Genomic DNA, 26,460 nt, shown 5'->3' with positions numbered 1-26,460 from the left:
CGCCGCCGACCGGTCAGGCGCGCGGCAGCTGCTTGCCGTAGTCGAGGGTCTGGTTCTTCTCCGGCTCGGCCAGCGGGAAGTCCTTGTCCCACTCGGTGAGGACCACCAGGCCCGCGCCGCCGCCCCGGGCGAACTGGAGGGGGTACGGGGAGCCCTCCAGGGCCACGTCGAGGGTGCCGCCCTCGCCGTCCCCGCCGCCCTTCACCTTGATGGTGCGGACGCCGCCGATCTGGTCCCGGTCGCCCTTGACGGCCTCCCCGTGCAGCCCGATCAGCCCGCGCAGCAGCGGCCCCATCTCGGTGAAGCCCCGGAGCTGCTTGTACGAGGGGTCGTCCTGCGGCACCTTCACGTACTTGTCGTCGAGCTTGCCGGCCGCCTCGCTGTCGGCCTCGGTGGGCTTCTCGCCGTCCTCCGGGCCGTGCATCCAGAAGCCGGCGTCGGCCTTGAGGTAGAGCGCGTCGCCGACCCGCAGCAGTTCGAAGGTGTTGTTCTTCGTGGTCACCGAGCCGGTGGCGCCGTCCTGCTTGAGCCGCATGTTCAGCTTGAACGTGCCGCCCTTGCTGACCAGGGTGCCGGCGAGCCGGACCGCCTTCGCCGTGTCGGCCGCCTCCCGGGCCTTCCCCTCGATCTCCCGCGCCGGCAGCCTCCCGACCCCGTTGGTGCCCTCGTCCGGGTCGGCCCCGCAGGCCGTCAGGCCGATCGCCAGACCCGCGCACAGCGCCAGGGGGCCGACCGCCCGGCGGAACCGGCCCAGGGCGCGCGCCGGGCGCGTGGCGGGGGCGGACGGGACAGGAGATGACGGGGTGCGGACGGTCACCTGCGCGGCCTCTCGTTGTGCGTGAGGGGGTCGCGGCCCCGGTCGCGCGCACGGCGCGGAGGGGCCGCCGGGGCCCGGCCGGGGGACGGCCGGTGCCGGTGGGGGCGGCAGACCGCAGCGTACCCGGGCCGGGTGCGCGGCCCGGCGGCAGCCGGACGGCGGCGCTGCCGGAGCGGGGTGGAACGGCACGGGCTAGCCTGAACCCTGCGCGGTCCGGCACGGCCCGCGCGCACGCGGATCGCCCGGTACGTCAGGAGGCGCGAGGCATGGCGGCAGGCGCCCCCCGGATCTTCGTCTCGCACCTCGCGGGCGTGGCCGTCTTCGACCCGGTGGGCGACCAGGTGGGCCGGGTCGGCGACCTGGTGGCGATGCTGCGGGTCGGCCGCCGTCCGCCCCGGCTGCTCGGCATGGTCGTCGAGGTGCTCAGCCGCCGCCGGGTCTTCGTGCCGATGACCCGGATCACCGGGGTGGAGTCCGGGCAGGTCATCACCACCGGCGTGGTCAACATGCGGCGCTTCGAGCGGCGGCCCACCGAGCGGCTGGTCCTCGGCGAGCTGCTCGACCGGCGGGTGACCCTGGTGGAGACCGGCGAGGAGGTCACCGTCCTCGACGTCGCGATCCGTCAGCTCCCGGCCCGCCGCGAGTGGGAGATCGACAAGGTCTTCGTGCGGCGCGGCAAGGGCGGCGCGCTGCGGCGCAAGGGCGAGACGCTGACCGTGGAGTGGTCGGGCGTCACCGGCTTCTCGCTGGAGGAGCACGGGCAGGGCGCCGAGAACCTGGTGGCGACCTACGAGCGGCTGCGCCCCGCGGACCTGGCCAACGCGCTGCACCACCTGTCGCCCAAGCGGCGCGTCGAGGTCGCCGCCGCCCTCGACGACGACCGGCTCGCCGACGTCCTGGAGGAGCTGCCGGAGGACGACCAGGTGGAGATCCTGGGCGAGCTCCAGGAGGAGCGGGCGGCCGACGTCCTGGAGGCGATGGACCCGGACGACGCCGCGGACCTCCTCAACGAGCTGCCGGACGAGGAGAAGGAGCGGCTGCTGACCCTGATGCGGCCGGACGACGCCGCCGACGTGCGCCGGCTGATGGCGTACGAGGAGCGGACCGCGGGCGGTCTGATGACGACGGAGCCGATCGTGCTGCGGCCGGACGCCACGGTCGCCGACGCGCTGGCCCGGGTCCGGCAGCAGGACCTCTCCCCCGCGCTGGCCGCGCAGGTGTACGTGTGCCGGCCGCCGGACGAGACGCCGACCGGGAAGTACCTGGGCACGGTGCACTTCCAGCGGCTGCTGCGCGACCCGCCGTTCACCCTGGTCAGCTCGCTGGTGGACAGCGATCTGCCGCCGCTCGGCCCGGACACCCCGCTGCCCGCCGTGACCAGCTATTTCGCCGCGTACAACCTGGTGGCGGCGCCGGTGGTGGACGAGAGCGGGTCGCTGCTCGGCGCGGTCACGGTCGACGACGTGCTCGACCACCTGCTGCCGGACGACTGGCGGGAGACGGAGTTCCACGAGGAGGGGGTGCGCGGTGGCTGAGCGGACGCAGGAGCGGGACCGGGAGCGGACGCTGCCGCGCATCCGGCTGGACCAGCCGAGGATCCGGCGCTCCCGGCTGCTGCCGGAGTACGACCCCGAGGCGTTCGGCCGGATGTCGGAGCGGATCGCCCGCTTCCTGGGGACCGGCCGGTTCATCGTCTGGATGACGGTGATGATCATCGCCTGGGTGGTGTGGAACGTGTCCGCCCCGGCGCACCTGCGCTTCGACGAGTACCCGTTCATCTTCCTGACCCTGATGCTGTCGCTCCAGGCGTCGTACGCGGCCCCGCTGATCCTGCTCGCGCAGAACCGGCAGGACGACCGGGACCGGGTCAACCTGGAGCAGGACCGGAAGCAGAACGAGCGCTCCATCGCCGACACCGAGTTCCTGACCCGGGAGATCGCGGCGCTGCGGATGGGCCTCGGCGAGGTCGCCACCCGCGACTGGATCCGCTCCGAACTGCAGGATCTGATGAAGGAGATGGAGGAGCGCGGGCGGGAGCGCGATCTATTCCCGCCGGACGGCGGACGGCACAGTGACGTACCCGACGCTTGACAGCTCTTTCATGGGCGCACGGTCGTCGCCGTACCATCGTTCCCATGGCTACGGAAGACGCGGTGCTTGAGGCACTGGCGACGGTGAACGACCCCGAGATCAATCGTCCGATCACGGAACTCGGCATGGTCAAGTCGGTGGAGATCGGACCGGACGGCACGGTGGCCGTGACGGTCTACCTGACGGTCTCCGGCTGCCCGATGCGCGACACCATCACGCAACGCGTCACCGAGGCCGTCGCGCGGGTCGAGGGCGTCACGGGCGTCGAGGTGACCCTGGACGTGATGAGCGACGAGCAGCGCAAGGAGCTGGCGACGGCGCTGCGCGGCACGACCGCCGAGCGCGAGGTGCCGTTCGCGCAGCCGGGTTCGCTGACCCGGGTGTACGCGGTCGCCTCCGGCAAGGGCGGGGTCGGCAAGTCCTCCGTGACCGTGAACCTGGCCGCGGCGATGGCCGCCGACGGGCTGAAGGTCGGTGTCGTGGACGCCGACATCTACGGTCACAGCGTGCCCCGGATGCTGGGCGCGGACGGCCGTCCGACCCAGGTCGAGAACATGATCATGCCGCCGTCGGCGAACGGCGTGAAGGTCATCTCGATCGGCATGTTCACCCCGGGCAACGCGCCGGTGGTGTGGCGCGGCCCGATGCTGCACCGCGCGCTCCAGCAGTTCCTGGCGGACGTGTACTGGGGCGACCTGGACGTGCTGCTCCTCGACCTGCCGCCGGGCACCGGCGACATCGCGATCTCCGTCGCGCAGCTGGTGCCGAACGCGGAGATCCTGGTCGTGACGACGCCTCAGCAGGCGGCGGCCGAGGTCGCCGAGCGGGCCGGTTCGATCGCGGTGCAGACCCACCAGAAGATCGTCGGCGTGGTGGAGAACATGGCGGGCCTGCCGTGTCCGCACTGCGACGAGATGGTGGACGTGTTCGGCACCGGCGGCGGTCAGCTCGTCGCGGACGGTCTGTCCCGCACGACGGGCACCACGGTTCCGGTCCTCGGCTCGATCCCGATCGACGTGCGGCTGCGCGAGGGCGGTGACGACGGCCGCCCGGTCGTCCTGTCGAACCCGGACTCCCCGGCGGGCGCGGCGCTGCGCGCCATCGCGGGCAAGCTCGGCGGCCGTCAGCGCGGTCTGTCGGGGCTGAGCCTGGGCATCACCCCGCGCAACAAGTTCTGAGCCCCCGCGGGCACGCGGACATGACGGAGGGCACCCCGGAGCGGGGTGCCCTCCGTCATGTCCGGACGGCCGGGGGGCGGTCAGGCGTAGGCGCCGAGGTCCTTGACGCGGGCGAAGCCGAGCCCGTACGCGCTCATCCCCCGCCCGTACGCGCCGATGTGCGTGTCGTCGGCCGAGCCGGCCAGCACCCAGCCGAACTCGGTCTCGCGGTAGTGGAAGGGCACCGGGACGCCGTCCACGGGCAGCGACAGGCCGGTCCAGGCGGGTCCGTCGAGGTCGTCGGCCAGCTCGAAGGCGGTCTCGGTCTGCTGGTCCAGCCAGTGGTCGCGCAGCCCGTGGTCGAGGGTGGCGGGCCAGGTGTGGGCGAGGAGCCCGGAGCCGGCCAGCCAGGCGGCGGAGGAGACGGTGGTGGCCTCCAGGACGCCGGTGCCGTCGCCGGTGCGGCGGACCGGGTTCGCGGCGACCGTCACGACGACGGCGAAGCGCTCCTTGTCGGTGCCCGCGGTCTCGGACTTTATCGACGGCTCGTCGCCGTGGCCCACCGAGCCGTGCTGGACGGTGCCGTCCGCGGCCGTGCCGATCTGCATCAGCCTGCGCGGTCCGGTGAACGCCTCGTCCAGCCCGTACCAGGCGAAGGGTGCGCGCAGAAAGCCCTCGGCTTCCACCCGACTCGTCGTCTTCATTCGGCCGCCTCCTCGTTCCTCCCCCGGACCCTGTCCGGGGGTACCCCCAACTCAAGGAGGATAGCGACCGGGGCCCGGCCGGTCGGTGACGGGCGGCCGTCAGGTCGCGTCGGAGTCGTACGGGGGGCGCTCGGGCGCGGCCGGGCGGTCCGGCTTCTTCAGCAGGTCGGGCTTCTTCAGCAGGTCGGGGCCGGGGCCGCCGGCCGCGGCGGGGGCCGGTTCGGGAGCGGGCGCGGGGGCGGGCGTGTCCTCGCGGCCGTGGACGGCGTCGGCGACCTCGTTCATCTCCTTGCGGAGGTCGAAGGTGCCGCGCAGCTCCTTGAGCTCCCGGAGGTCCTCGTTGCCCTCCAGCTGCTTGCGGATGAAGGTCTTCGGGTTGAGGTCCTCGAACTCGAAGTCCTTGAAGTCCGGGCCCAGCTCGCTGCGGATGTCGTTCTTGGCGCTGTCGGAGAACTCGCGGATCTTCCTGATGAAGCGCGAGACGTCCTGGACGACCTGGGGCAGCTTGTGCGGCCCGAAGATGAGGACGGCGAGCACCACGAGCGTCACCAGCTCCAGTGCGCCTATGTCGTTGAACACCCGGTAACTCCTTCACGCCGGTCCAGGACGGCCCGGTCCACGGTACCCGCCCGATCTGCCGGACGGGTACCTCGCGGTGTCCGCCACATGTCACCCGGGTGTCCCCGGGGGTCGCGGGGCCGGGCCGGGCGGGGCGGGGCGGGTCAGCCGCTCTGGGAGGAGCCGAGGACGAGGGTGCGGGTGATCTCCCGGCCGTCGCGGTCGAGGGTGAGGGTGAGCTCGTCGCCGGGGCGGTGGGCGCGGATCTTCACGATCAGCTCCTCACCGTTGTGGACCCGCTGGCCGTTCACCTTGGTGATGACGTCGTGCGGGCGCAGGCCGGCCTTGGCGGCGGGGCCGCCGGGGGTGACCGAGGCGGTGCCGTCCTTGCCCTTGTCGCCGACCCGGGCGCCGTCGCCGCTGAACTGCATGTCGAGGGTGACGCCGATGACGGGGTGGACGGCCTTGCCGTTGTTGATGAGCTCTTCGGCGACCCGCTTGCCCTGGTTGACGGGGATGGCGAAGCCGAGGCCGATGGAGCCGGGCTGGGAGGCGCCGCCCTGGCCGCCGGAGCCGCCGGCGGCGCGGATGGCGCTGTTGATGCCGATGACGCGGCCCTTGCCGTCGAGGAGGGGGCCGCCGGAGTTGCCGGGGTTGATGGGGGCGTCGGTCTGGAGGGCGTCGACGTAGCTGATGTCGGTGCCGTCGCCCTTCTCGCCGCCGGCGGTGATGGGGCGCTCCTTGGCGCTGATGATGCCGGAGGTGACCGTGTTGGCGAGGTCGAAGGGGGCGCCGATGGCGACGACGGGGTCGCCGACGCGGACGCTGTCGGAGTTGCCGAGCGGGAGCGGCTTGAGGCCCTTGACGCCGGTGACCTGGACGACGGCGAGGTCGTAGCCGGTGTCCCGGCCGATCAGTTTGGCGGGGGCGGTCTCGCCGCTGGAGAAGGTGACGGTGATCGCGCCGGAGGCCGCGGCGGCGTCGACGACGTGGTTGTTGGTGAGGATGTGGCCCCGGTTGTTCAGGACGAAGCCGGTGCCGGTGCCGGCCGAGCCGCCGCCGCTGACGTGCAGGGTGACGACGCCGGGCAGGGCTCCGGCGGCGATGCCGGCGACGCTGCCGGGGGCGCGGTCGAGGTCCTCGGCGGACGCCTGGGGCAGGTCGATGGTGCCGACGCCGCCGTTGCGCTCGACGTAGGCGCCGACGCCGCCGCCGATGACGCCGGTGAGGAGCGCGAAGGCGAGGGCCCCGGCGAGGGCGAGGCCGCGCCGGGACTTCTTCCGGGCGGGCGGCGGTACGGCCCCGGCGCCCCAGGGGTCGTACTGCCCCCAGGCGCCCTGCGGCGGCGGTACGGGCCCGTGCGGGGGCACGGGTGCCTGCGGGGGCGGCACGGCGCCGTGCGGCGGCGACGGTACGGGAACGGGGCCGGGGCCGGGGACCTGGCCGGGGACCTGCGGGGGCGGTACGGGGGCGGTGGGGCGCTGCACCGGCGGTGCGGGGGCCCACGGTCCGGGCTCGCCGTAGGGCGGGGTGCGGTACTCGTCGGGCTCGTGCAGGGGCCGGGCGGCGGCCTCCGCGGCGGCCGGTGCCCCGGGGGCGTCGGCGGGCGCGGCCACGGGCGCCTCGGCGGACGCCTGCGCGGGGGCGTCGGGGAACTCGGCGCCCTCGGGACCGGACGGGGCCTCGGGGGCCTCGGCGGGCGCCGGGGGCTCGGAGACCGGGGGCGCGGGGGTCTCGGCGTCCCGGTCCGGCCCGGCCGGCGCGGCGGACGGCGGGGCGGGCGGGGTCGTGGGGACGGGCGGAACCGCCGGGGCGCCGACGGGGGCCGGGGGCTCCGGAAGGCTCTTCGTCATGTCCACCCTGGGGGCGTCCGGCGCGGGCTCCTCGGGGGCCGCCCCGGGCGCCTGGAGGGGGAAGTCGTCGTCCGCCGGAGGCGGCGGGGATATCCCCTCCGCCTCCGGGGGCGTCGAAGGCCGGCTCCACCAGTTCGGCTTCCCGTCGTTCATGCTCTCCCCGCAACCGCTGACCCGTGAGCACCCTCATGTGGGGTGCTCTGACCGAGGATTCAACCAGGTCGGGGGTCAGCGGGGGGAGCCCGGCGGGGGTCCGGACGGGCCGGGGGCCGGGCGGGGCGCCGGGCCGAAGGCCAGCTGGAGCGCCGGGGGCGCCGGGTGGACGAACGGCGAGGGCGCGAAGAGGGACCGCACCTGGGTGGTGCTCAGCCGCAGGACCGCCGGGGCGGGGCCCGCGTGGTCGACGTCGGCCGGGACCGCGCCGGAGGGGACGGTGCCGCCGGGGACGAGCGGTTCGGTGCCGATGGACTGGGCGCCGGTGGAGCGCTCGGAGCGGTCCGAGCGGCCGGTGGCCGGTCCGGCGGAGCCGGGCCCGGTGGAGGCGCCCGCGCGCAGCGGGGTGACCGCGCTGCCGGTAGCCGGTCCGCCGCGGGCGGTGGTGGTGAGGGAGCCGTCGACGGGGAGCGTGCCGCCGAGGGCGATGGCCGCGAAGGAGACCGCTCCGGCGGCGGCGACCGCGAAGCGCCGGCCGCGGCCGGGCCCGGTGACGGCGTGGACGCGGAAGCCGGTGCCGGATTCGGGCAGCCGCCGGGGGACGGTGGCGAAGCCGTCGCTCCGCACGCCGCCCGCTTCGAGGAGCTGCTCCAGCGGGGAGCGGCCCGGGTCGCCGGGGCCGCCGGGGAGGCCCTGGAGGCGGGCGAGGAAGCCCTCGGAGGGCTGCGGGGCGCCGCTGGAGGCGAAGACGCTCTTGAGGCTGCGCTGCGCGTCCGCCTCGGCCTTGCAGCGGGCGCAGGTGGCGAGGTGGGCGAGGACCCGCTCGCGGGCGTCGTGGCCGAGCTCGCCGTCGACGAGCGCGGCGAGCCGGTCCCCGAGGTGGTGTTCCGCGGGGGTGGGTGACGGAGGAGGCGTGTTCACGCTGTCCCGGCCTCCCATCCGATGCCCGCCAGGGTGCGCTCCGCGCGGGCCTCGGGCGAGCGGTGCTTGAGCGCCTTGCGCAGGTGGGAGCGGCCCCGGTGGATGCGGCTGCGGACGGTGCCGAGCTTCACGCCGAGGGTGGCGGCGATCTCCTCGTACGAGAGCCCCTCGATGTCGCAGAGGACGACGGCGGCGCGGAACTCGGGCGCCAGGGTGTCGAGGGCCTGCTGGACGTCGGCGTCGAAGTGGGTGTCGTTGAACACCTGCTGGGGGGAGGGCTCGCGGCTGGGGAGCCGCTCGGCGGCGTCGTCGGCGAGCGCGTCGAAGCGGATGCGCTGCTTGCGGCGGACCATGTCGAGGAAGAGGTTGGTGGTGATGCGGTGCAGCCAGCCCTCGAAGGTGCCGGGGGTGTACGTCGACAGCGAGCGGAAGACGCGGACGAAGACCTCCTGGGTGAGGTCCTCGGCGTCGTGCTGGTTGCCCGTGAGGCGGTAGGCGAGGCGGTAGACGCGGCCGCTGTGCGTGCTGACGATCTCCTCCCAGGTGGGCGGAGTCCACGCCTGTTCCGCATCCGAGGCGAAGGTCGCGGTGGTCGGCGCGGTGGCGGTGGTGTGGATGCTGTCAGCGGTGTCGGTCACGGATTTCGGCTCACCCGCCGACCTGAGAAAGCGCCGCAGCGCTCCTCCCCGATCCACAGGCGCAGCCGCACCTCCCCTATCGGCTCTGGTGGTGTCCAGTGGAGCCCCTACCATAGCCACCTCGCCCGTTAGCTCCGGATAAGAATCTTTACGCGCATTTGAATCGGGGTCGTCCGCCGGTTCCGGTGCGCGTCCTTCCCCTGGTGAACGCCCGGTCCCATCTGCGGGTTCCCGCTGACAGCGGATACAGTCACCGTTGCGTCAACTAAGGGGACAGGAGAGGGCCATTACCGCCAACCGGCAGACGGACTGGGCGTTCGCCGACGCCTTCGTCCCCGAGGGGGAGGCTCTGCGCTGGGCCCGGGCGGAGGCCCGTGCCGTGGGGCTGCCCTCGGTGTCGCCGGGCACGGGCGCCGCGCTGCGGCTGCTGGCGGCCTCGGCGGACGCCAAGGCGGTGGCCGAGATAGGCACCGGCACCGGCGTGTCGGGGATCTACCTGCTGCTCGGGATGCGGCCGGACGGCACCCTCACCACGGTGGACGTGCAGCCGGAGCACCAGCAGCTGGCGAAGACGGCCTTCCGGGCGGCGGGCTTCGCGGGGAACCGGGCGCGGTTCATCCCGGGCCGGGCGCTCGACGTGCTGCCGAGGCTCGCGGACGGCGGGTACGACCTGGTCTTCTGCGACGGCGACCGGTACGAGTACCCGGACTATCTCGCTGAATCGTTGCGCCTGCTCCGACCTGGGGGTCTGGTGTGCTTCGAGGGCGTCTTCGCGGACGGCAGGACCGTCGATTCGGGGGCGCAGCCGGCCGAGGTGCAGCGGGTGCGGGAGCTGCTGCGGACGGTCCGGGAGAGCCAGGAGCTGCTGCCGTCCCTGCTGCCGATGGGCGACGGCCTGCTGTGCGCGGTGCGGCGCGGCTGACCGCGCCGACGCCGGGCGCCGTACTCCCGCGGGTTCCGGGCCCGGCATGACGCTGCCCCGGTGCGGCGGGGCCGTACCGGGGCAGCGTCAGGAGAACGGGGAGGGTCAGCCAACGACCTGCTTCAGGGCGTCGCCGAGCGCCTCGGCCTCGTCCGGGGTCAGCTCGACGACGAGCCGGCCGCCGCCTTCGAGCGGGACGCGCATGACAATGCCCCGCCCCTCCTTGGTCACCTCGAGCGGGCCGTCGCCCGTCCGCGGCTTCATGGCCGCCATGCTCGTTCCCCTTCCTGAAACCAGCTCTTTGTCAGCCGGGCAGCCCCGTGATACGGAGCACGCGTCACCGGCTTCGAACACATTGCTTCCAGGTCATTATCCCGCATCGCAGCACCCGATGACCAACATCGCTCCGCATCGCTTGCGCAACGCGCTCTCGCAAAACCACTCATTTCGGCCCCGGGCCTGCGATACTTCGCCGCCGCGGGTCTCCCTCGGGGTGCGGATTCTTTGACGCAGCTCACATGGGCGGTCCGGGTGATCTCCGTCATGCTGGGGCGGTCAGCCCACGCACGAGACGAAGGGGTCCCGATGGCCGACGCCGTCCTGTACGAGGTGAGCGACGGGCTCGCCACCATCACGCTCAACCGGCCCGAGGCGATGAACGCGCTGAACGTGGCCGCGAAGGTCGCGCTCCGGGACGCGGCCGAGACCGCCGCCGCCGACCCGGCGGTCCGGGCGGTGCTGCTGGCGGCGGCGGGCGACCGGGCGTTCTGCGTCGGCCAGGACCTGAAGGAGCACGTGGGGCTGCTCCTCGAGGACCGGGAGCACGGCACGCGGTCCACCATGGAGACCGTCCGGGACCACTACAACCCGATCGTGCGGGCCCTCGCCGGCATGCGGAAGCCGGTCGTCGCGGCGGTGAACGGCGTCGCCGCCGGCGCCGGCTTCGGCTTCGCGCTCGCCGCCGACTACCGGATCGCCGCCGACACGGCCTCCTTCAACACCTCCTTCGCCGGGGTGGCCCTCACCGCCGACTCCGGGGTGTCCTGGACGCTGCCGCGCCTGATCGGCGCGAGCCGTGCCACCGACCTGCTGCTCTTCCCCCGCTCGCTCGGCGCCCGGGAGGCGTACGAGCTGGGCGTCGTGAACCGGCTGGTGCCGGCGGCCGAGCTGGCCGCCGAGGCGGAGAAGCTGGCCCGGAAGCTCGCCGCGGGCCCCACCGTCGCCTACGCGGCGCTGAAGGAGTCGGTGGCCTACGGCGCCGGGCACTCCCTCGACGAGGCCCTGGACAAGGAGGACGAGCTCCAGACCCTGGCGGGCGCCTCCGAGGACCACGGGATCGCGGTCCGGGCCTTCCTCGCCAAGGAGAAGCCGGTCTACCTGGGCCGCTGATCCTCCGGCGCGCGCAGGCCGCCGGCGCGGGCCGCGCAGGCCGCGAGGTGGTCGTCGACCAGGCCGCACGCCTGCATCAGGGCGTAGGCCGTGGTCGGGCCGACGAAGCGGACGCCGCGCTTCTTGAGCGCCTTGGCGAGGGCCGTGGAGGCGTCGGTGACGGCGGGCACGTCGGCGAAGGAGACCGGGGCGGGGCGGGTCTCCGGGTCCGGGGCGTGCGACCAGATCAGGGCGTCCAGCTCGCCGGGGGCCCAGTCGGCGAGCAGCCGGGCGTTGGCGAGGGTGGCGTCGACCTTGGCGCGGTTGCGGATGATGCCCTCGTCGGCGAGGAGCCGCTCGCGGTCGCCGTCCCCGAAGGCGGCGACCGCCTCGATCCGGAAGCCGGCGAAGGCGCGGCGGAAGCCCTCGCGGCGGCGCAGGATCGTGATCCACGACAGGCCGGACTGGAACGCCTCCAGGCAGAGCCGTTCGAAGAGGGCGTCGTCGCCGTGGACGGGGACGCCCCACTCCTCGTCGTGGTAGGCCGTGTAGTCCGGGGCCGACAGGCCCCAGGCGCAGCGCGGCCGCCCGTCGGGGCCGAGGACCGTGCCGGCGTTCACCGCGCGTCGTCCTCCGGGGCCTCGTCCCGGCCCGCGGCGGCCGGCGCGCCGGCGAGGGCGGCCTCCAGCTCCGCGATGCGGGCGTCCCGCTCGGCCAGTTCGGCGCCGAGCCGGTCGAGGACGTCGTCGACGTCCTCCATGCGGTAGCCGCGGGCGGTGACCGGCAGCCGCAGCGACTCGACGTCGCCGCGGTCGACCGGGCGGCCCAGCGGCAGCGGGTCCACCAGCTGCTCGGGCGCCACGTCGGGCAGCACCTCGCTGTCGCCGCCGCCGACCACGGCGAGGGTCACGGCCGCGACGACCACGACCATCGTGATGAGCAGGAACCAGAACACCAGCGCGCCTCTCCCCGGAGTGGAAAACGTCCCGTGCCGATCGTGCCATGCACCACCGACGGTTAGGGTCACAGACGACGCGGGTGAGCGATCGCAAGGGAGGACATAAGGGATGCTGCGCTTGGGACGGCGTGAATTCGGGCCGCACGAGCCGGTGATCATGGCGATCGTGAACCGGACCCCGGACTCGTTCTACGACCAGGGCGCCACGTTCCGCGACGAGCCCGCGCTCGACCGGGTCGAGCGGGCGGTCGCCGAGGGCGCCGCGATCATCGACATCGGCGGGGTCAAGGCGGGCCCCGGCGAGGAGGTCACCGCCGAGGAGGAGGCCCGCCGGACCGTCGGCTTCGTGGCCGAGGTCCGCCGCCGCCACCCGGACGTGGTGATCAGCGTGGACACCTGGCGGGCCGATGTCGGCGCGGCGGTCTGCGAGGCGGGCGCGGACGTGCTGAACGACGCGTGGGGCGGGGTGGATCCGGGGCTGGCCGAGGTCGCCGCGAAGTACGGCGCGGGGCTGGTCTGCACGCACGCGGGCGGCGCCGAGCCGCGCACCCGGCCGCACCGGGTGGAGTACGAGGACGTGATGGCCGACATCCTGCGCGTCACGGTCGGCCTCGCGGAGCGCGCGGCGGCGCTCGGGGTGCGGCGGGACGGCATCATGATCGACCCGGGGCACGACTTCGGGAAGAACACCCGGCACAGCCTGGAGGCGACCCGGCGGCTGGGCGAGATGGCGGAGACGGGCTGGCCGGTGCTGGTCTCCCTGTCCAACAAGGACTTCGTGGGCGAGACGCTGGACCGGCCGGTGAAGGAACGCCTGCTGGGCACGCTGGCCACCACCGCGGTCTCCGCGTGGCTCGGCGCGCGGGTGTACCGGGTGCACGAGGTCGCCGAGACGAAGCAGATCCTGGACATGGTCGCGACCATCGCCGGCCACCGCGAGCCGGCGGCGACCCGCCGGGGCCTGGCCTAGACACCCGCCTCCGGGCCTCCCGAGGGGCCTTCCGGGGCTCCCCGGCCGGGCCCCGCCTCCGGGTGCTCCCGGCCTCCTCCGCGCCGCCTCCGGCCCGTCTCCTCCCGGGCGCTCCCCCGGGTTCCTCCGCCCCTCCTCCGCGCCTCCTCCTCTTCCGGAACGCCGCGTCCGGTCCCGTCTCGCACGGGGCCGGGCGCGGCGTTCTCGCGTTCCGCCGCTGGTGGCGGGCGGGTGACGGGCCGGGGGACGGGAGATGGAGCGGTGGGGGCCGGGACGGGTTCTGTCAGATCCCTTCCCCTCGCCATGTGACGTGTGAAATTGTACCTCCGCTCCGCCCCTCCCTGACGGAGCACTGTCAAACACTCCCCCACCGCGCGGTCGCCCCACGACCGTGCGAGGCCCAGGAGGCCCAGTGAAAACCGCCCGCACAACGGGACTGCCGCACCGCATACGGCTCCTGACCGCCGCCGTCGCGTCCTGCCTGGCCATCGGGATGCTCGCCCCGATGAGCCAGGCCGCCACCCCCGCCGCCCCCGCTCCGAAGGCCCCGGCCCGGGTCGCCACCGCGCCCGCGCCGCAGCCCGCGGCCGTCCCCGCCCCGGAGACGCTGGAGGCCGACCGCGCCACCGGCTCCGTGCCCGCCGCCGAGCGGCCGCCGGTCCTCGACGCCGCCGCGAAGCCCCTCTCGCCGCGCGCCCGGACCGCCGCAGCCGCCTGCAACGTCCAGGACTTCACCAACCGCACCGGCAGCGCCCTGGTGCAGCTGGTCAAGGCGACCGACGCGAACTGCTTCGGCGAGCTGTTCCAGCTGACCGGCGGCAACGCCTACGGGGCCTTCCGCGAGGCCCAGATGGTGACCGTCGCCGACGCGCTGCGCGCCAACACCGCCGCGTACCCCGGCGACAACAGCACCTCCACCTACCAGTTGGTCCTCTTCCTCCGCGCCGGCTACTACGTCCAGTGGTACAACGCCTCGGACGTCGGCACCTACGGGCCCGCCCTCACCACCGCGATCCGCGGCGCCCTCGACGGCTTCTTCAACAACCCGCGCTCGCGCGACGTGACCACCGCCAACGCCGGCACCCTCTCCGAGACCGTCACCCTGATCGACAGCGCCCAGGAGAACGTCCGCTACCTCCCGGTCGTCAAGCGCCTGCTCACCGACTACGACGCGGGCACCTACAACGGCGTCGACGGCATGCCGGCGGCCGTGAACAACGTCTTCACGGTCCTCTTCCGCGGCCACCAGACGGACGGCTTCCTCGCCGCCGTCCAGGCCGACCCGAGCCTCCTCGACACGCTCTCCGCCTTCGTCTCCCGCAACAAGGCGCTGCTCGGCGGCGCCCACAGCTACCTGCCGTACAACGGCGCCCGCGAGCTCGGCCGCTTCATCCAGTACCCGTCCCTGCGGGGCAAGCTGAAGCCGCTGATGAGCGGTCTCGCCGCGCAGACCTCCCCCAGCGGGAACACCGCCTACCTGCTGGCCGCCCTCGCCGAGATGGTCGACGCCTACGACCCCTCCGCCGCCGCCGACTACGGCACCGCGGGCGCCATCGACCGGCTGCGCGCCGGCATCCTGCCCACCACCCACACGTGCAGCCCGTCCATCCGGGTGCGCGCCCAGCAGGTGACCGCGGAGAACCTGGCCGCCATCTGCGACAGCCTCCTCAAGCAGGACGCCTACTTCCACGCCGTCGCCCGTGACTCCGGGCCCGTCGCCGACGACCACAACACCACCATCGAGGTCGTCGTCTTCAACCAGCGCTACGACTACCAGGTGTTCGCCGCCGCCTTCTACGGCATCGACACCGACAACGGCGGCATGTACCTGGAGGGGAACCCGGCCGTCCAGGGCAACCTGCCCCGCTTCCTCGCCTACGAGGACACCCGCGTGCTGCCCGACTTCCAGGTCTGGAACCTGAACCACGAGTACACGCACTACCTCGACGGCCGCTTCAACATGTACGGCGACTTCGGCGCCGGAGTCTCCACCCCCACCATCTGGTGGATCGAGGGCTTCGCCGAGTACGTCTCCTACTCCTACCGCAAGCTGCCCTACGACGCGGCGATCTCCGCGGCCGGGCTGCACACCTACCGGCTCAGCACCCTCTTCGACACCACCTACGAGAACACGGACACCGAGCGCACCTACCGCTGGGGCTACCTCGCCGTCCGCTACATGCTGGAGAAGCACCGCTCCGACCTGGACGCCGTGCTCGCCAAGTACCGCACCGGTGACTGGAACGGCGCCCGCACCCTCCTGAAGAACACCATCGGCACCCGCTACGACGCCGACTTCGACACCTGGCTGACCGCCTGCGCCGCCGGTGCCTGCGCCACCACCCCGGACCCGGGCCCCGGCCCGTCGCTGCCCGAGTGCCCCGGCGCCGACACCCGCCAGCTCGGCCAGAACTGCTCCCGCGGCAACCTCGCCGCGACCGCCGGGAACTACTCGTACCACTACCTCTACGTCCCCGCCGGCACCGCGCAGCTGACGATCACCAGCGCCGGCGGCACCGGGAACGCCGACCTCTACTACAACGCGTCGAGCTGGGCCACCACCGGCGCCTACACCAGCCGCTCCGTCCAGGCCGGCAACGCCGAGACCCTGACCGTCACCAACCCGCCCGCCGGCTACGTCTACATCAGCCTGCACGCCAAGGAGGGCTTCTCGGGGGCGAACGTCTCCGTCCGCTACTGACCCCGCCCGCACACGCCCGAGGCCCCGCCCCCGTCGTCGTACGGGGGCGGGGCCTCGGGGCTCCCGCGGCGGGCCGCTAGCGGGAGATCTCCTTGGTGACCAGGGCGACCGCCTCGTCCACGTCGTCCGTGACGTGGAAGAGGAGCAGGTCCCGCTCGGACGCCTTGCCGCCCGCGACGACCGAGTCCTTCAGCCAGTCGACGAGCCCCTTCCAGTACTCCGTGCCGAACAGCACGATCGGGAAGCGGGTCACCTTCCGGGTCTGCACCAGGGTCAGCGCCTCGAACAGCTCGTCCAGCGTGCCGAGGCCGCCGGGCAGCACCACGAACCCCTGCGCGTACTTCACGAACATCGTCTTGCGGACGAAGAAGTAGCGGAAGTTCACGCCGATGTCGACGTGCTGGTTGAGCCCCTGTTCGAAGGGCAGCTCGATGCCGAGGCCGACCGAGACGCCCTTGGCCTCCCGGGCGCCCTTGTTGGCCGCCTCCATGGCCCCCGGACCACCGCCGGTGATCACCGCGAAGCCCGCCTCGACCAGCGCCCGGCCGATCCGCACGCCCGCCTCGTACTCGGGCGAGTCCGGCTTCGTCCGGGCCGAGCCGAAGACGCTGATGGCGCTCGGCAGTTCGGCGAGGGCCCCGAAGCCCTCGACGAACTCGGACTGGATCCGCATGACCCGCCAGGGGTCGGTGTGCACCCACTCCGAGTCGCCCTCGGTGTCGAGCAGCCGCTGGTCCGTGGTGCCCGGCTGGACCTGATCCCGCCGCCTCAGCACCGGACCGAGGCGCTGCTCCTCCGGCTTCGCCATTCCCTCGGGAATGCCCATGGCCTGCTCCCTTCGCCGATCCACGATCTTTCTCGCTGTCGGGCCAGCGTAGGACCACGGAGGTGACGAAAGGCGAAATTACGGGAGACGGGCGGTCAGCCAGTCGCGGAGACGTGCCTCGCAGTGGTGGATCCGGTCCACGTGCACGTGCTCGTCGCGCTTGTGCGCGTAGATCGGGTCGCCGGGGCCGTAATTGACCGCGGGCACGCCGAGCGCGCTGAACCGGGAGACGTCCGTCCAGCCGAACTTGGGCATCGCGGTGCCGCCGACCGCCTTCATGAACGCCTCGGCGGCCGGGTGGGAGAGGCCGGGCAGCGCGCCGGGGCTCTCGTCGTCGACGGTGAACTCGGCGATGTCGCAGTCGGCGAAGACCTCGCGGACGTACGCCAGCGCCTCGGCCGGGGAGCGGTCGGGGGCGTAGCGGTAGTTGACCGTCACCGAGCAGGCGTCGGGGATCACGTTGGTGGCGACGCCGCCCTCGATCGCGACCGCGTTCAGGCCCTCGTGGTACTCCAGGCCGTCGATGACCGGCTTGCGCGGCTCGTACGCGGCGAGCCGGGCGAGGATCGGCGCGGCGGTGTGGATGGCGTTGGAGCCCATCCAGGAGCGGGCCGAGTGGGCGCGCTCGCCCGCCGTGCGCAGGATGACCCGCAGGGTGCCCTGGCAGCCGCCCTCGACCTGGCCGTCGGAGGGCTCCAGGAGGACCGCGAAGTCGCCCTCCAGCCACTCCGGGTGGGCGGCGGCGATCTTCCCGAGGCCGTTGAGGTCGGCGGCGACCTCCTCGTTGTCGTAGAAGACGAAGGTGAGGTCGCGGTTGGGCGCGGGGACGGTGGCGGCGATCCGCAGCTGCACGGCCACGCCGGACTTCATGTCGGAGGTGCCGCAGCCCCACAGCACGCCGTCCCCGTCGAGCCGCGAGGGGACGTTGTCGGCGATCGGGACGGTGTCGATGTGGCCGGCGAGCACCACCCGCTCGGCGCGGCCCAGGGTCGTCCGGGCCACGACGTTGTTGCCGTACCGGTCGACCGTGAGGTGGGGCAGCGCGCGCAGGGCGTCCTCGATCGCGTCGGCGAGCGGCTTCTCGGTCCCGCTGACGGAGGGGAGGTCGACCAGCGCGGCGGTGAGCGCGGCTCCGTCCCGGGTGAGGTCGAGCGGGGTCTCCTGCGGGGTGATGTCAGCCATATGCCGACCCTAACCCGCCCTCAAGTACGGTGGGCCCCGTGTCCGAGTCCACCCGCCCCGCCCGTCGCGGCCGTCTCGCCCGTTCGGGCGCCGCCCTCGCCGTCCTGTGCGCCCTGTCGGCGTACATCGCCGTCCACCAGGTGACCGGGAGCAAGGGCGCGCCCCGGTGCGTGGTGGGCCGGGGCGAGAGCCGGTACGACTTCACCCCCGACCAGGCGTCGAACGCGGCCACCATCGCGGCCGTCGGCACCTCCCGGGGGCTGCCCGAGCGGGCGGTCACGATCGCGCTGGCCACCGCCCTCCAGGAGTCCGCGCTGCGGAACATCGCGCACGGCGACCGGGACTCCCTCGGCCTCTTCCAGCAGCGGCCGTCGATGGGCTGGGGCACGCCGGAGCAGATCCTGGACCCGGTGTACTCGGCCGGGAAGTTCTACGACGGCCTGGAGAAGGTGCCCGGGTACTCGCGGCTGCCGCTGACCGACGCGGCGCAGCGGGTGCAGAAGAGCGGCTTCCCGCAGGCGTACGCGAAGCACGAGCCGGACGCGACGCTGCTGGCGGCGGCGCTCACCGGGCGGACCCCGGCCGGGATCTCCTGCACGGCCGACGTCAAGGAGGGCCGCCCCGGCGACCCGGCGGCCGTCCGGGCCGAACTCGTCCGCGCCTTCGGGCGGTCCGCCGCGCCGACGTCGGTCTCCGGCGGGCCGAGCGCGGGCCGCTCCGCCGCCGAGCCCGCGCTCCTCGTGGTCCCCGTGCGGGGCGAGGAGCGGCACGGCTGGGAGATCGCGCAGTGGGCAGTGGCCCGGGCGGACGAGCTGCGGGTGGCGGAGGTCGTGTACGGCGGGAAGGTGTGGCGGGCGGACGACTCGGGCGGCGGCTGGGACAAGGCGCCCTCGTCGGCCGCGCCGTCGGCCGCGGTCCACCTCCGGCTGGCCCGCTGAGCCCTTTCCCCCTTCTCCCCCACGCTCCTCCCGCACCCCCGGCCGCACCCCGGCCCCGGGGGTGCACTGGCGTGCGAGGGGTCGCCCGGAGCGGGGGACCGGGGGCGGGGGCGGACGGGTCCCGAAGGGGCGCGCGGAGGGGGCGCGTGAGGCTTGGGGCGACAGGGCAGTGACGGTTCGGCAGCCGTACCCGACAGGCGTCGTTCGTCCGTTTTCCTCCCCACCCGACAATACGACGCTTTGCCGATCCTTTACCCGGCGGTCCCGCAACCTCCCCCGGCCCCGGCTCGGTTGTGCAGCCCGCAAACGCAACCGCCCTCCCGTCGAAGGAGCCCCATGTCCCTCCCCCTGACCCGCCGGATCGCCCGCGTCGCCCTGATCGTCGCGGCCGGCGCAGCCCCCGTGGTCGGTGCGGCCGGTTCCGCGAGCGCCCTGGACAGCGGCCTCGCCCCGACCAACGCCCTCGGCGGACTGACCGCCCTGGACGCCGCCGGTGCGGGCGGCGCCGTCGACGGTGCCGCGCAGACCACCACCAAGGTCGTCGGGGCCACCGGCGGCGAGGCCGTCGCCACCGCCGTCCCGGCCGCCGGCAAGACGGTGGGCGCGGCGGGGAAGACCGCCACCCCGGCCGCCCAGAAGATCGCCGGCGACACCGCGGGCAGCGCGGGCCAGGCCCTCGGCCAGACCGCCGGCGCCGCCGCCCAGAGCGCCGGCTCCACCCCCGCCGGCGGCGTCCTCGGCGGCGCCCCGGCCGGTCAGATGCTCGGCGGCCTGCCGATCGGCTGACCCGGCGCGCAGCAGACACGAGGGCCCGGGACGCGCACCGCGTCCCGGGCCCTCAGGCTTCCCGTGCGACCGCCCGGCCGCAGCGCCCGGCCGGGGCGCCGCACGGCCGGGGCGCCCGGCGGGGGTGCTCAGCCCAGGCGCTCGACCGCCGCCGCGACCCGCTCGTCGGTCGCCGTGAAGGCGACGCGCACGAAGCGCTCCCCCGCCTCGCCGTAGAAGTCGCCGGGCGCCACGAGGACGCCCTTCTCCGCGAGGTACGCGACCGTGTCCCAGCAGGGCTCGTCGCGGGTGACCCACAGGTAGAGGCTGGCCTCGGAGTGCTCGACGCGGAAGCCGTGGCCCTCCAGCGCGGTCCGCAGGGCGGCGCGGCGGGCCGCGTACCGCTCCCGCTGCTCGGCGACGTGCGCGTCGTCGCCGAGGGCGGCGACGGCGGCGGCCTGGACCGGCGCCGCGGTCATCATGCCGCCGTGCTTGCGGATCTGGAGCAGCTCGCCGAGGACGGCCGCGTCACCGGCGACGAAGGCCGCCCGGTAGCCCGCCAGGTTGGAGCGCTTGGAGAGCGAGTGGACCGCGACGATCCCCTCGTACGAACCGCCCGAGACGCCCGGGTGCAGGACCGAGACCGGGTCGGCCTCCCAGCCCAGTTCGAGGTAGCACTCGTCGGAGAGGACGAGGACGCCGTGCTCGCGGGCCCAGGCCACGATCCGGGCCAGTTCCTCCTTAGGGAGGACCCGGCCGGTGGGGTTGGACGGGGAGTTGAGCCACAGCAGCTTCAGCCCGGCCGGGTCCAGCTCGGTCGGGTCGTCGTAGACGACGGGCTCGGCGCCGCAGAGCCGCGCGCCGACCTCGTACGTCGGGTAGGCGAGGCGCGGGTAGGCGATCCGGTCGCCGGGGCCGAGGCCCAGCTGGGTCGGCACCCAGGCGACGAACTCCTTGGAGCCGACGACCGGGAGGACGTTCTCGTGGGCGAAGCCGGTGGCGCCCAGGCGCCGCTCGCACCAGTCGGTGAGCGCGTCGCGCAGCGCGGGCGTGCCCCACACGGTGGGATAGCCGGGCGAGTCCGCGGCGGCCACCAGGGCCTCCTGGATCAGCGCGGGGACCGGGTCGACCGGCGTGCCGACCGACAGGTCCACGATCCCGTCCGGGTGCGCCAGGGCCGTCTTCTTGTACGGCTCCAGCTTGTCCCAGGGGAAGACGGGCAGGCGCGAAGAGACTGCGCTCACGGGTTGGCTCACTTCCTCGTACGTACGCGATACGCGTCGGTCCCGTACGGCGGCGGAGCCGTACGGGACCGAGAGCGGGTGCAACGAAAGATCAGCCGTTCTGCGGCGGCAGGGCGGCGATGAAGGGGTGGTCGCGCTCGATCTCGCCGAGCTTGGAGGCGCCACCGGGCGACCCCAGGTCGTCGAAGAACTCGACGTTCGCCTTGTAGTAGTCCTTCCACTCCTCCGGCGTGTCGTCCTCGTAGAAGATCGCCTCGACCGGGCACACCGGCTCACAGGCTCCACAGTCGACGCACTCGTCCGGGTGGATGTAGAGAGATCGCTTGCCCTCGTAGATGCAGTCGACGGGGCACTCCTCGATGCAAGCCTTGTCCTTGACGTCGACACAAGGCTGCGCGATGACGTAGGTCACGCTGTCGTTCCTCCTCGGTAGGGCTGGTCTGCGCGGGAGCGCGGTGTCGTCGATGCCCGCACCTAGTATCTCCGTTCTCGGGGGTGATCCGAACAGGAGGGGCGGAGAAGCTGTGGAATTCACCGGCGCGGGGCGTCTTGAGGTCCGTGTCACCAGCGCTGACGTGGGAAAACGTGTCTCCGTTCGGTATGTGACGGACTCGGCCCGGGAGGGCGGCCGATTCACCGACGCGGTCGGCGTGCTCACATCATGGAACGCGGGTGTGGTCACGATCACACGAAAGAGCGGCGAGGCCGTCCGGATCCCGGAACTCCGCCTGGTCGCGGGGAAGACGGTGCCCGCCGCCCCGGCCCGCCGCCGGGGCCCCGCCGCCACCTTCCCCGAACTCTCCCGGGTCGCCGCCCGCGCCTGGCGGCCGGTCGAGTCCGAGGCGCTCGGGGAGTGGACGCTGCGCGCGGCCGTCCAGGAGGAGGCCGGACGGCGGACGGGGTTCACCCGGCGGGCCAACTCCGCGCTCCCCTCCGGCGATCCCGGGATGCCGGTCGCCGGGGCGCTGGAGCGCGTACGGGAGTGGTACGCGGCGCGGGGGCTGCCCGCGTACGTGCAGACCGCCACCGGCGCCGAGGGCACCCAGGAACTGCTCGGCGCCGAGCTCGAACGGCTCGGCTGGCGGCGGGAGGTGACCGCCGAGCTGCGGACCGCCGCGCTGGCGCCGCTGGCCGACCGGGAGCCGGGCCCCGCCGAGGTGCGGCTCGCCGCCGCCCCGGACGAGGCGTGGCTGCGCTTCTCCCGGCCCTCCGCCGCCGGTGATCCGGCGGTGCGGCACGTGCTCGCCTCCGGGCCGCGGGTGTGGTTCGCCTCCGTCGCGGGCACGGGTGGGGTACCCGTGGCCGTCGGACGGGTCGTCGTCGACGGCCGCTGGGCCGGGTTCACCTCGGTGGAGGTCGGTCCCGGGCAGCGCCGCCGGGGCCTCGGCACCGCCGTGATGGCCGCACTCGCCCGGCGCGCCCTCGACGAGGGGGCGTCGGCGGCCTGGCTCCAGGTCGAGAGCGACAACGAGGGCGCGCGGGCGCTGTACGAGGGGATGGGCTTCGCGGTGCACCACCACTACCACCACTACCGGCAGGCGGAGGCGTGAGCGCGGCGTGAGCGCGGAGGAAGCCCAGGACCCACCGCCCGACCGGCGGGCGGAGTTCGCCCGGGAGGCGCGGGCCGAACGCCCCGACCTGGCCCGGCTCTGCCTGCTGATCTGCGCCGTCGCCGACCCGTCGCTGACCGAGCACGACCTGGTCGGGGCCGAGGTCGAACTCGACCGGCTGGCCGGGATGGTCCCGTACGCGACCCGCTTCACGGGCGCCTGGAAGGACGAGCTGGCGGCGCTCCTCGGCGGCCGGGAGGGCTTCGTCGGCGTGCCCGCCGACTACCAGCGGCTGGAGTCCTCGCTGCTGCACGAGGTGCTGCGGCGGCGCAGGGGGCTGCCGATCCTGCTGTCCGTGGTGTGGCTGGAGGTCGCCCGGCGGGCCGGGGCGCCGGTGTACGGGATGGGGCTGCCGGGCCACTTCGTCGTCGGCTTCGGCGACCCGGCCGCGCTCGACCTGGCCGACCCCTTCGCGGGCGGCCGGGCGATGACCGCCGAGGACGCCGAGCTGCTGGTGGCGAGCGCGACCGGGGAGGCCCTGGACCGGTCGATGCTGCGGCCGGCCGAGCCGGGCGCGATCGTGCTGCGGATCCTGCGCAACATCCGGGCCTGGGCGGCGCCCCGGCCGGAGCGCTCGGACGTGGCGCTGTGGGCGGTGGAGCTGGCCCTGCTGCTCCCCTCCCACCCGGCCAGGCTCCGCTACGAGCGGGCCGAACTCCTGGTCCAGCGCGGCGACTTCCTCACCGGCGCGGCGGAGATGGAGGCGTACGCGCAGATCATGGACGCGGTCGACCCGGACACCGCCGCCACGATCCGCCACCAGGCCCAGGCGGCCCGCGCCCGGCTGAACTAGGGCCTGTCCGGGTGGCGTCGGCCGGTCTCCCGGATCATCGCGAGCAGGCGGGCGTGGGTGGCGGGGTCGGCGGCGGCGAGGAGGCCGGGGGCGGCGCGACCCTCGCCGAGCGGGGTGCCGTCGAGGCCGGTGACGACGCAGCCGGCGGCCCGGCAGAGGGCGATGCCGGCGGCGAAGTGGACGCTGCCGGAGAGGTCGCCGCCGTCGGTGACGTACGCGGCCCGCTTCCCGTCGGCGACCCAGGCGAGGGCGAGCGTCGTGGAGACCACCCGGGGCCGGAAGCCCGCGGTGAAGCCGGGGTGGGCGAGCAGGTCGACGGCGCGGAAGCCGGGGGCGCCGGGGAAGGGCGGGTCCAGGTTGACGTCGACGAGGCGGGTGGCGGCGGTGGGCTCCAGGAGCCGGCCGCCGGCGCCCCGGGCGCGGACGCCGTCGGTGGAGAGCACCTCGTCCTCGTACGGGTCGGCGACGGCCGCCGCGGAGCCGTCCCGCAGGGCGACGTTGACGGCCACCAGGCGGTTGCCGACGCCGTAGTTGAGGGTGCCGCAGAGGGGGTCGACGAGCCATGTGCGGCGGGCTCCGGCGGCGCCGGTCCGGCCGCTCTCCTCGCCGAGGACGGCGTCGTCGGGGCGGGCGGCGCGCAGGACGGCGAGGATCGCCCGCTCGGCCGCGAGGTCGGCGGTGGTGGCGTAGTCGCCGCCGCCCTTGTCGATCCGGTCGAGCCGCTGCCCGTGGAGGGCGCGCACGACCTCGGCACCGGCCCGTGCCGCGGCGGCCGCGACCTCCGCGTCGGAGGAGTCCTGGGTGATCATGCGGGCGAGGGTACGCGCCGCGCGCCGCCCGGACCTGGGGCGGGCGGAAGGAGGGGGCGGGGCGACCGGATTCGAACCGGCGTCCTCCGAGATGGCATCGCGGCGCATTACCTCTGTGCTACGACCCCGCCCCCAGGCCACCGACCCTAGGGAAACGCCCCGGCGCGCGGCAAGCCGTTTCCGGCCCGTGCGGGCCGTGACGGCCGACGGGCCCCCGCCCTCGGGGAGGACGGGGGCCCGGACGGTCGCGGCCGGAGGGTGTCAGCCCTGGCCGGTGAGGTCGATCGTGGCGGTGCGCTCGGCCTTGGTCCTGCCGCGCAGCGCGTCGCGCATGACGAAGGCGACGTCGTCGGCGGAGACCTGGTGCTTGGAGCCGTCGCCCTTGGTGACCATGACGCCGTCGAAGGTGCCTTCGAGGAGCCGGGCGATGGCCTTCTTGTCGTAGACCTCGACCAGCTGGCCGTCGATGGCCTTCATGGAGAGGATCTGCGGCAGGGAGCGGGCCGGGCCGAAGTCGATCTCCTTGCCGCCGGCCCGGACGGTGATCCGGCCGGACATCGCGGGCTCGGCGAACTCCCGCATGGCGCGGTCCAGTTCCTCCTTGCCGACGGTGGGCTGCCGGACGGTGGCCGGGAGGTCGACGACGTTGGACCGGCCGGTCTCGACCTGGGCGCGGAAGGCGTCCTGGACGGAGATCAGCGAGCGCTGGACGTCGATGCCCTTGCCGGGCTTGCCGGGGACGGCGGTGACCTTGTTCGGGGCGAAGAGGATCGTGGCCTCGGTCGCGGTCGAGGAGTTGCCCGCGAGGTCCTGGAGGGCGACGGCCAGCTTCTCCTTGTCGACCGGGAAGACCGGCTTGGCGACGCGCTCGCCGCCGAAGAGGGAGCCGATCACCGAGACCGGGTTGTAGTCGCTTCCGGCGGCGGCGCGGACGGTCTCCTGGCTGTCCAGGGCGAGACCGGCCTTGTCCGGGGCGAGCTGGACCTTCTTGCCGTCGACGGTGAGCTGGAGGGGGGTCGCGGCGCGCGGGCCGAGGGCCGCCTCCAGCTTGTTGACGGCCTCCTCCTTGGTGCCGCCGCCGATGTCCACGCCGAGGACGGTGGTGCCCTTGGGGACGTCGGAGTGGTTGAGGAGGAGTCCGGCGCCGTAGGCCACACCGGCCAGGCCGACGACGGCGACGGCGGCGAGGACCAGCTTGGAGCGGCCCTTCTTGGCCGGGGCCGGGGCGGGGGCGGGCTTCGGCGCGGGCCGGGGCGCGGGGCCCCGGTCCGTCCGGCCGGGTCCGCCGGGGCCGGGCCGGGCGTCGGCGCGCGGGACGCCGCTGTCGAGGGTCGCGCCGGAGACGCGGCCGTCCGGGCCCGGACGGCCCTGGGCGGGGCCGGGCTGCTGCGGCGTCAGGACGGCGGTGTCGTCGGAGAAGCGGGGGGCGCCGTCGGCGTACGTGCCGGGGGCGGCGGGGACCGGCGCGCCGGGGCGCGGCGGGGCGACCGGCCCGGCCTGCGGCCCGGTCCGCGGGCCCGCCTGCGGACCGGCGGGGGCCTTCGGCGGGGCGCCGAGGTGGGCGATGCCGCTGGCCGGTCCCGTGGTGGGTCCGGCGGGCCGGGGGGTGCCGTGGGCGGGCGTGCCGTCGTACAGCGGCGTCCCGGCGGCCGGGGTGCCGTCGTACACGGGGGTGCCGGCGGCGGGCGTCCCGTCGTACACGGGGGTGCCGCCCGCCGGGGTGCCGTCGTACCCCGGGGTGCCGTCGGGGGCCGCGCCGGGCCGGGGGCCGTCGTAGAGGGGCACGCCGGCGGCGGGGGTGCCGTCGTAGCCGGGGAGGGTGCCGGTGTCGTACAGCGGGTTGCTGACGGGGCGGCTGGAGGGCGCGGAGCCGACCGTGGGCACACCGGCGGTCGCGGAGCCCGCGAAGCCGGTGCCGGGGGTCTGCGGGCCGCCCGGGGCCTTCGGCGCGGGCGCCGGGGCCTGGGGGGCGGGCGCGGCGGCGGGTCCGGCGGCCGGGGCCTGCGGCGCACCGGCGGCGCCCTTGCGCGGCGCGAACCAGTCGCTGGTCCCCTTGGCCCGGGGCGCCTCGGCGGCGGCCTGCGGCGGCTCGGGCGCGGGGGCCGGCTCCGGCTCGGGCTCCGGGGCGGGCGCGGGCCGCTCCGGCTCCGGGGCGGCGTCCGCGTCGGAGACGGGCTTGCGGACCACGACGGGCGGGATCGGCCGCGAACCCGGGATGTTGATCCGGATCCGGGTGGTCAGCGTGGTCTCGGTCTTGGGCTCCTCCGGCGGCGCGGGCGCGGCGGAGCTCTCCTCCGGCGCGTCCTGCGTCGGGTGGAGCGACGGATACTGGCGGGATCCGTACGGCTGGGTTCCCGACGGGTAGGCGGCCCCGCCGCGCCCCTGGGCGCCGGAGGACGAACTGTCGGTCTCTCGACCAGTTTCACGACTCAAAGCAGGATCTCCCGGTTGGCTCCGCCGCCCGCTCTTGCTGATGCTCGTA

General features: G+C 74.6%; 26 protein-coding genes and 1 tRNA gene. 11 read left to right on the top strand and 16 right to left on the bottom strand.

Translation table 11 applies throughout. The annotated features are described in order from the left end of the window. Positions 1–13: 13 nt before the first annotated feature. The gene (locus tag IE219_RS06980; protein WP_373298781.1) at positions 14–817 is read right to left on the bottom strand and encodes a hypothetical protein; all 804 of its coding nucleotides are present in this window, start codon (positions 815–817) and stop codon (positions 14–16) included. Between the two features lie 266 nt (positions 818–1,083). Between IE219_RS06980 and IE219_RS06975 the strand changes: the two genes are divergently transcribed. Genes IE219_RS06975 through IE219_RS06965 form a run of 3 tightly spaced genes read left to right on the top strand, consistent with a single transcriptional unit; the run spans position 1,084 to position 4,086 of the window. After that, complete coding sequence (locus IE219_RS06975; RefSeq protein WP_189975675.1) at positions 1,084–2,352, top strand: magnesium transporter MgtE N-terminal domain-containing protein; 1,269 nt, start codon at positions 1,084–1,086, stop codon at positions 2,350–2,352. Next, positions 2,345–2,908, top strand: a complete 564-nt coding sequence (locus IE219_RS06970; RefSeq protein ID WP_189975674.1) for a DUF1003 domain-containing protein — start codon at positions 2,345–2,347, stop codon at positions 2,906–2,908. Before IE219_RS06975 ends, IE219_RS06970 begins: the two co-directional genes overlap by 8 nt. 44 nt (positions 2,909–2,952) lie before the next feature. Further along, positions 2,953–4,086, top strand: a complete 1,134-nt coding sequence (locus IE219_RS06965) for an Mrp/NBP35 family ATP-binding protein (RefSeq protein ID WP_189975673.1) — start codon at positions 2,953–2,955, stop codon at positions 4,084–4,086. 80 nt (positions 4,087–4,166) lie between these two features. Here IE219_RS06965 and IE219_RS06960 read toward each other — a convergent pair whose 3' ends face one another. The 5 genes from IE219_RS06960 to sigE form a co-directional block, all read right to left on the bottom strand. Further along, on the bottom strand, positions 4,167–4,769 hold the full coding sequence (locus IE219_RS06960; protein WP_189975672.1) for a hypothetical protein: 603 nt from the start codon (positions 4,767–4,769) through the stop codon (positions 4,167–4,169). A 99-nt stretch (positions 4,770–4,868) separates the two neighbouring features. Continuing rightward, positions 4,869–5,348 carry a sec-independent translocase gene (locus IE219_RS06955; RefSeq protein ID WP_189975671.1) on the bottom strand — a complete coding sequence of 160 codons (480 nt, stop codon included), beginning with the start codon at positions 5,346–5,348 and terminating at the stop codon, positions 4,869–4,871. A 143-nt stretch (positions 5,349–5,491) separates the two neighbouring features. Then, positions 5,492–7,333 (bottom strand): S1C family serine protease, encoded by a 1,842-nt coding sequence (locus IE219_RS06950; RefSeq protein WP_189975670.1) that lies wholly within the window; start codon positions 7,331–7,333, stop codon positions 5,492–5,494. A 75-nt stretch (positions 7,334–7,408) separates the two neighbouring features. Further along, positions 7,409–8,272, bottom strand: a complete 864-nt coding sequence (locus tag IE219_RS06945) for a zf-HC2 domain-containing protein (RefSeq protein WP_189975669.1) — start codon at positions 8,270–8,272, stop codon at positions 7,409–7,411. Next, positions 8,251–9,006, bottom strand: a complete 756-nt coding sequence (gene sigE / locus IE219_RS06940; RefSeq protein WP_189975668.1) for an RNA polymerase sigma factor SigE — start codon at positions 9,004–9,006, stop codon at positions 8,251–8,253. The genes IE219_RS06945 and sigE overlap by 22 nt, the downstream gene beginning before the upstream one ends. Positions 9,007–9,148: 142 nt before the next feature. On the opposite strand from sigE, the gene IE219_RS06935 reads away from it, so the two are divergent. After that, complete coding sequence (locus IE219_RS06935; protein WP_189975667.1) at positions 9,149–9,814, top strand: O-methyltransferase; 666 nt, start codon at positions 9,149–9,151, stop codon at positions 9,812–9,814. Positions 9,815–9,919: 105 nt separating this feature from the next. Here the strand turns inward: IE219_RS06935 and IE219_RS06930 are convergent, their stop codons facing one another. Beyond that, on the bottom strand, positions 9,920–10,087 hold the full coding sequence (locus IE219_RS06930; protein ID WP_006346801.1) for a DUF3117 domain-containing protein: 168 nt from the start codon (positions 10,085–10,087) through the stop codon (positions 9,920–9,922). A gap of 312 nt (positions 10,088–10,399) precedes the next feature. On the opposite strand from IE219_RS06930, the gene chcB reads away from it, so the two are divergent. Continuing rightward, a complete protein-coding gene (chcB, locus tag IE219_RS06925; protein WP_189975666.1) occupies positions 10,400–11,203 on the top strand; it encodes a 2-cyclohexenylcarbonyl CoA isomerase in 804 nt (267 codons plus the stop codon). On the opposite strand, the gene IE219_RS06920 is transcribed toward chcB, so the two are convergent. Next, complete coding sequence (locus IE219_RS06920) at positions 11,188–11,802, bottom strand: DNA-3-methyladenine glycosylase I (protein WP_189975665.1); 615 nt, start codon at positions 11,800–11,802, stop codon at positions 11,188–11,190. The genes chcB and IE219_RS06920 overlap by 16 nt on opposite strands. After that, positions 11,799–12,137, bottom strand: a complete 339-nt coding sequence (locus IE219_RS06915; protein ID WP_189975664.1) for a DivIVA domain-containing protein — start codon at positions 12,135–12,137, stop codon at positions 11,799–11,801. The genes IE219_RS06920 and IE219_RS06915 overlap by 4 nt, the downstream gene beginning before the upstream one ends. A gap of 112 nt (positions 12,138–12,249) precedes the next feature. Here IE219_RS06915 and folP point away from each other — a divergent pair, with 112 nt between their 5' ends. Both folP and IE219_RS06905 read left to right on the top strand, forming a co-directional pair. Then, entirely contained in the window at positions 12,250–13,110 is an 861-nt protein-coding gene (gene folP / locus IE219_RS06910; protein WP_189975663.1) for a dihydropteroate synthase, read from the top strand. 493 nt (positions 13,111–13,603) lie between these two features. Continuing rightward, positions 13,604–15,811: a M9 family metallopeptidase gene (locus IE219_RS06905; RefSeq protein WP_189975964.1), complete on the top strand. Its 2,208-nt coding sequence runs from the start codon at positions 13,604–13,606 to the stop codon at positions 15,809–15,811. Positions 15,812–15,887: 76 nt separating this feature from the next. On the opposite strand, the gene IE219_RS06900 is transcribed toward IE219_RS06905, so the two are convergent. Then, on the bottom strand, positions 15,888–16,637 hold the full coding sequence (locus IE219_RS06900) for an LOG family protein (protein ID WP_189975662.1): 750 nt from the start codon (positions 16,635–16,637) through the stop codon (positions 15,888–15,890). A gap of 78 nt (positions 16,638–16,715) precedes the next feature. Continuing rightward, positions 16,716–17,819: a succinyl-diaminopimelate desuccinylase gene (dapE, locus tag IE219_RS06895; protein WP_189975661.1), complete on the bottom strand. Its 1,104-nt coding sequence runs from the start codon at positions 17,817–17,819 to the stop codon at positions 16,716–16,718. Positions 17,820–17,848: 29 nt separating this feature from the next. Here dapE and IE219_RS06890 point away from each other — a divergent pair, with 29 nt between their 5' ends. Both IE219_RS06890 and IE219_RS06885 read left to right on the top strand, forming a co-directional pair. Then, positions 17,849–18,757 (top strand): VldE C-terminal domain-containing protein, encoded by a 909-nt coding sequence (locus tag IE219_RS06890; RefSeq protein ID WP_189975660.1) that lies wholly within the window; start codon positions 17,849–17,851, stop codon positions 18,755–18,757. A 336-nt stretch (positions 18,758–19,093) separates the two neighbouring features. Beyond that, entirely contained in the window at positions 19,094–19,543 is a 450-nt protein-coding gene (locus IE219_RS06885; protein WP_189975659.1) for an ATP-binding protein, read from the top strand. A 128-nt stretch (positions 19,544–19,671) separates the two neighbouring features. Here IE219_RS06885 and dapC read toward each other — a convergent pair whose 3' ends face one another. Beyond that, positions 19,672–20,766: a succinyldiaminopimelate transaminase gene (gene dapC, locus IE219_RS06880; RefSeq protein ID WP_189975658.1), complete on the bottom strand. Its 1,095-nt coding sequence runs from the start codon at positions 20,764–20,766 to the stop codon at positions 19,672–19,674. Positions 20,767–20,857: 91 nt separating this feature from the next. Beyond that, positions 20,858–21,178: a ferredoxin gene (gene fdxA, locus IE219_RS06875; RefSeq protein WP_030207635.1), complete on the bottom strand. Its 321-nt coding sequence runs from the start codon at positions 21,176–21,178 to the stop codon at positions 20,858–20,860. 112 nt (positions 21,179–21,290) lie between these two features. On the opposite strand from fdxA, the gene IE219_RS06870 reads away from it, so the two are divergent. Further along, entirely contained in the window at positions 21,291–22,316 is a 1,026-nt protein-coding gene (locus tag IE219_RS06870) for a GNAT family N-acetyltransferase (protein WP_189975657.1), read from the top strand. 7 nt (positions 22,317–22,323) lie between these two features. Continuing rightward, positions 22,324–23,169: a transglutaminase family protein gene (locus IE219_RS06865; RefSeq protein ID WP_189975656.1), complete on the top strand. Its 846-nt coding sequence runs from the start codon at positions 22,324–22,326 to the stop codon at positions 23,167–23,169. On the opposite strand, the gene IE219_RS06860 is transcribed toward IE219_RS06865, so the two are convergent. The 3 genes from IE219_RS06860 to IE219_RS06850 all read right to left on the bottom strand — a co-directional run bounded on the left by IE219_RS06860 (position 23,166) and on the right by IE219_RS06850 (position 26,411). After that, a complete protein-coding gene (locus tag IE219_RS06860) occupies positions 23,166–23,978 on the bottom strand; it encodes an inositol monophosphatase family protein (protein WP_189975655.1) in 813 nt (270 codons plus the stop codon). The genes IE219_RS06865 and IE219_RS06860 overlap by 4 nt on opposite strands. A gap of 55 nt (positions 23,979–24,033) precedes the next feature. Beyond that, positions 24,034–24,108, bottom strand: a tRNA-Gly gene (locus tag IE219_RS06855). Between the two features lie 131 nt (positions 24,109–24,239). Further along, entirely contained in the window at positions 24,240–26,411 is a 2,172-nt protein-coding gene (locus tag IE219_RS06850; protein ID WP_229849634.1) for a peptidoglycan binding domain-containing protein, read from the bottom strand. Positions 26,412–26,460: the final 49 nt, after the last annotated feature.

The sequence above is a fragment of the Streptomyces termitum genome (assembly GCF_014650175.1).
Taxonomy (GTDB): domain Bacteria; phylum Actinomycetota; class Actinomycetes; order Streptomycetales; family Streptomycetaceae; genus Streptomyces; species Streptomyces termitum.
The sequence above is the reverse complement of the archived record's forward strand: the minus strand, read 5'-3'. Positions and strand labels throughout refer to the sequence as shown.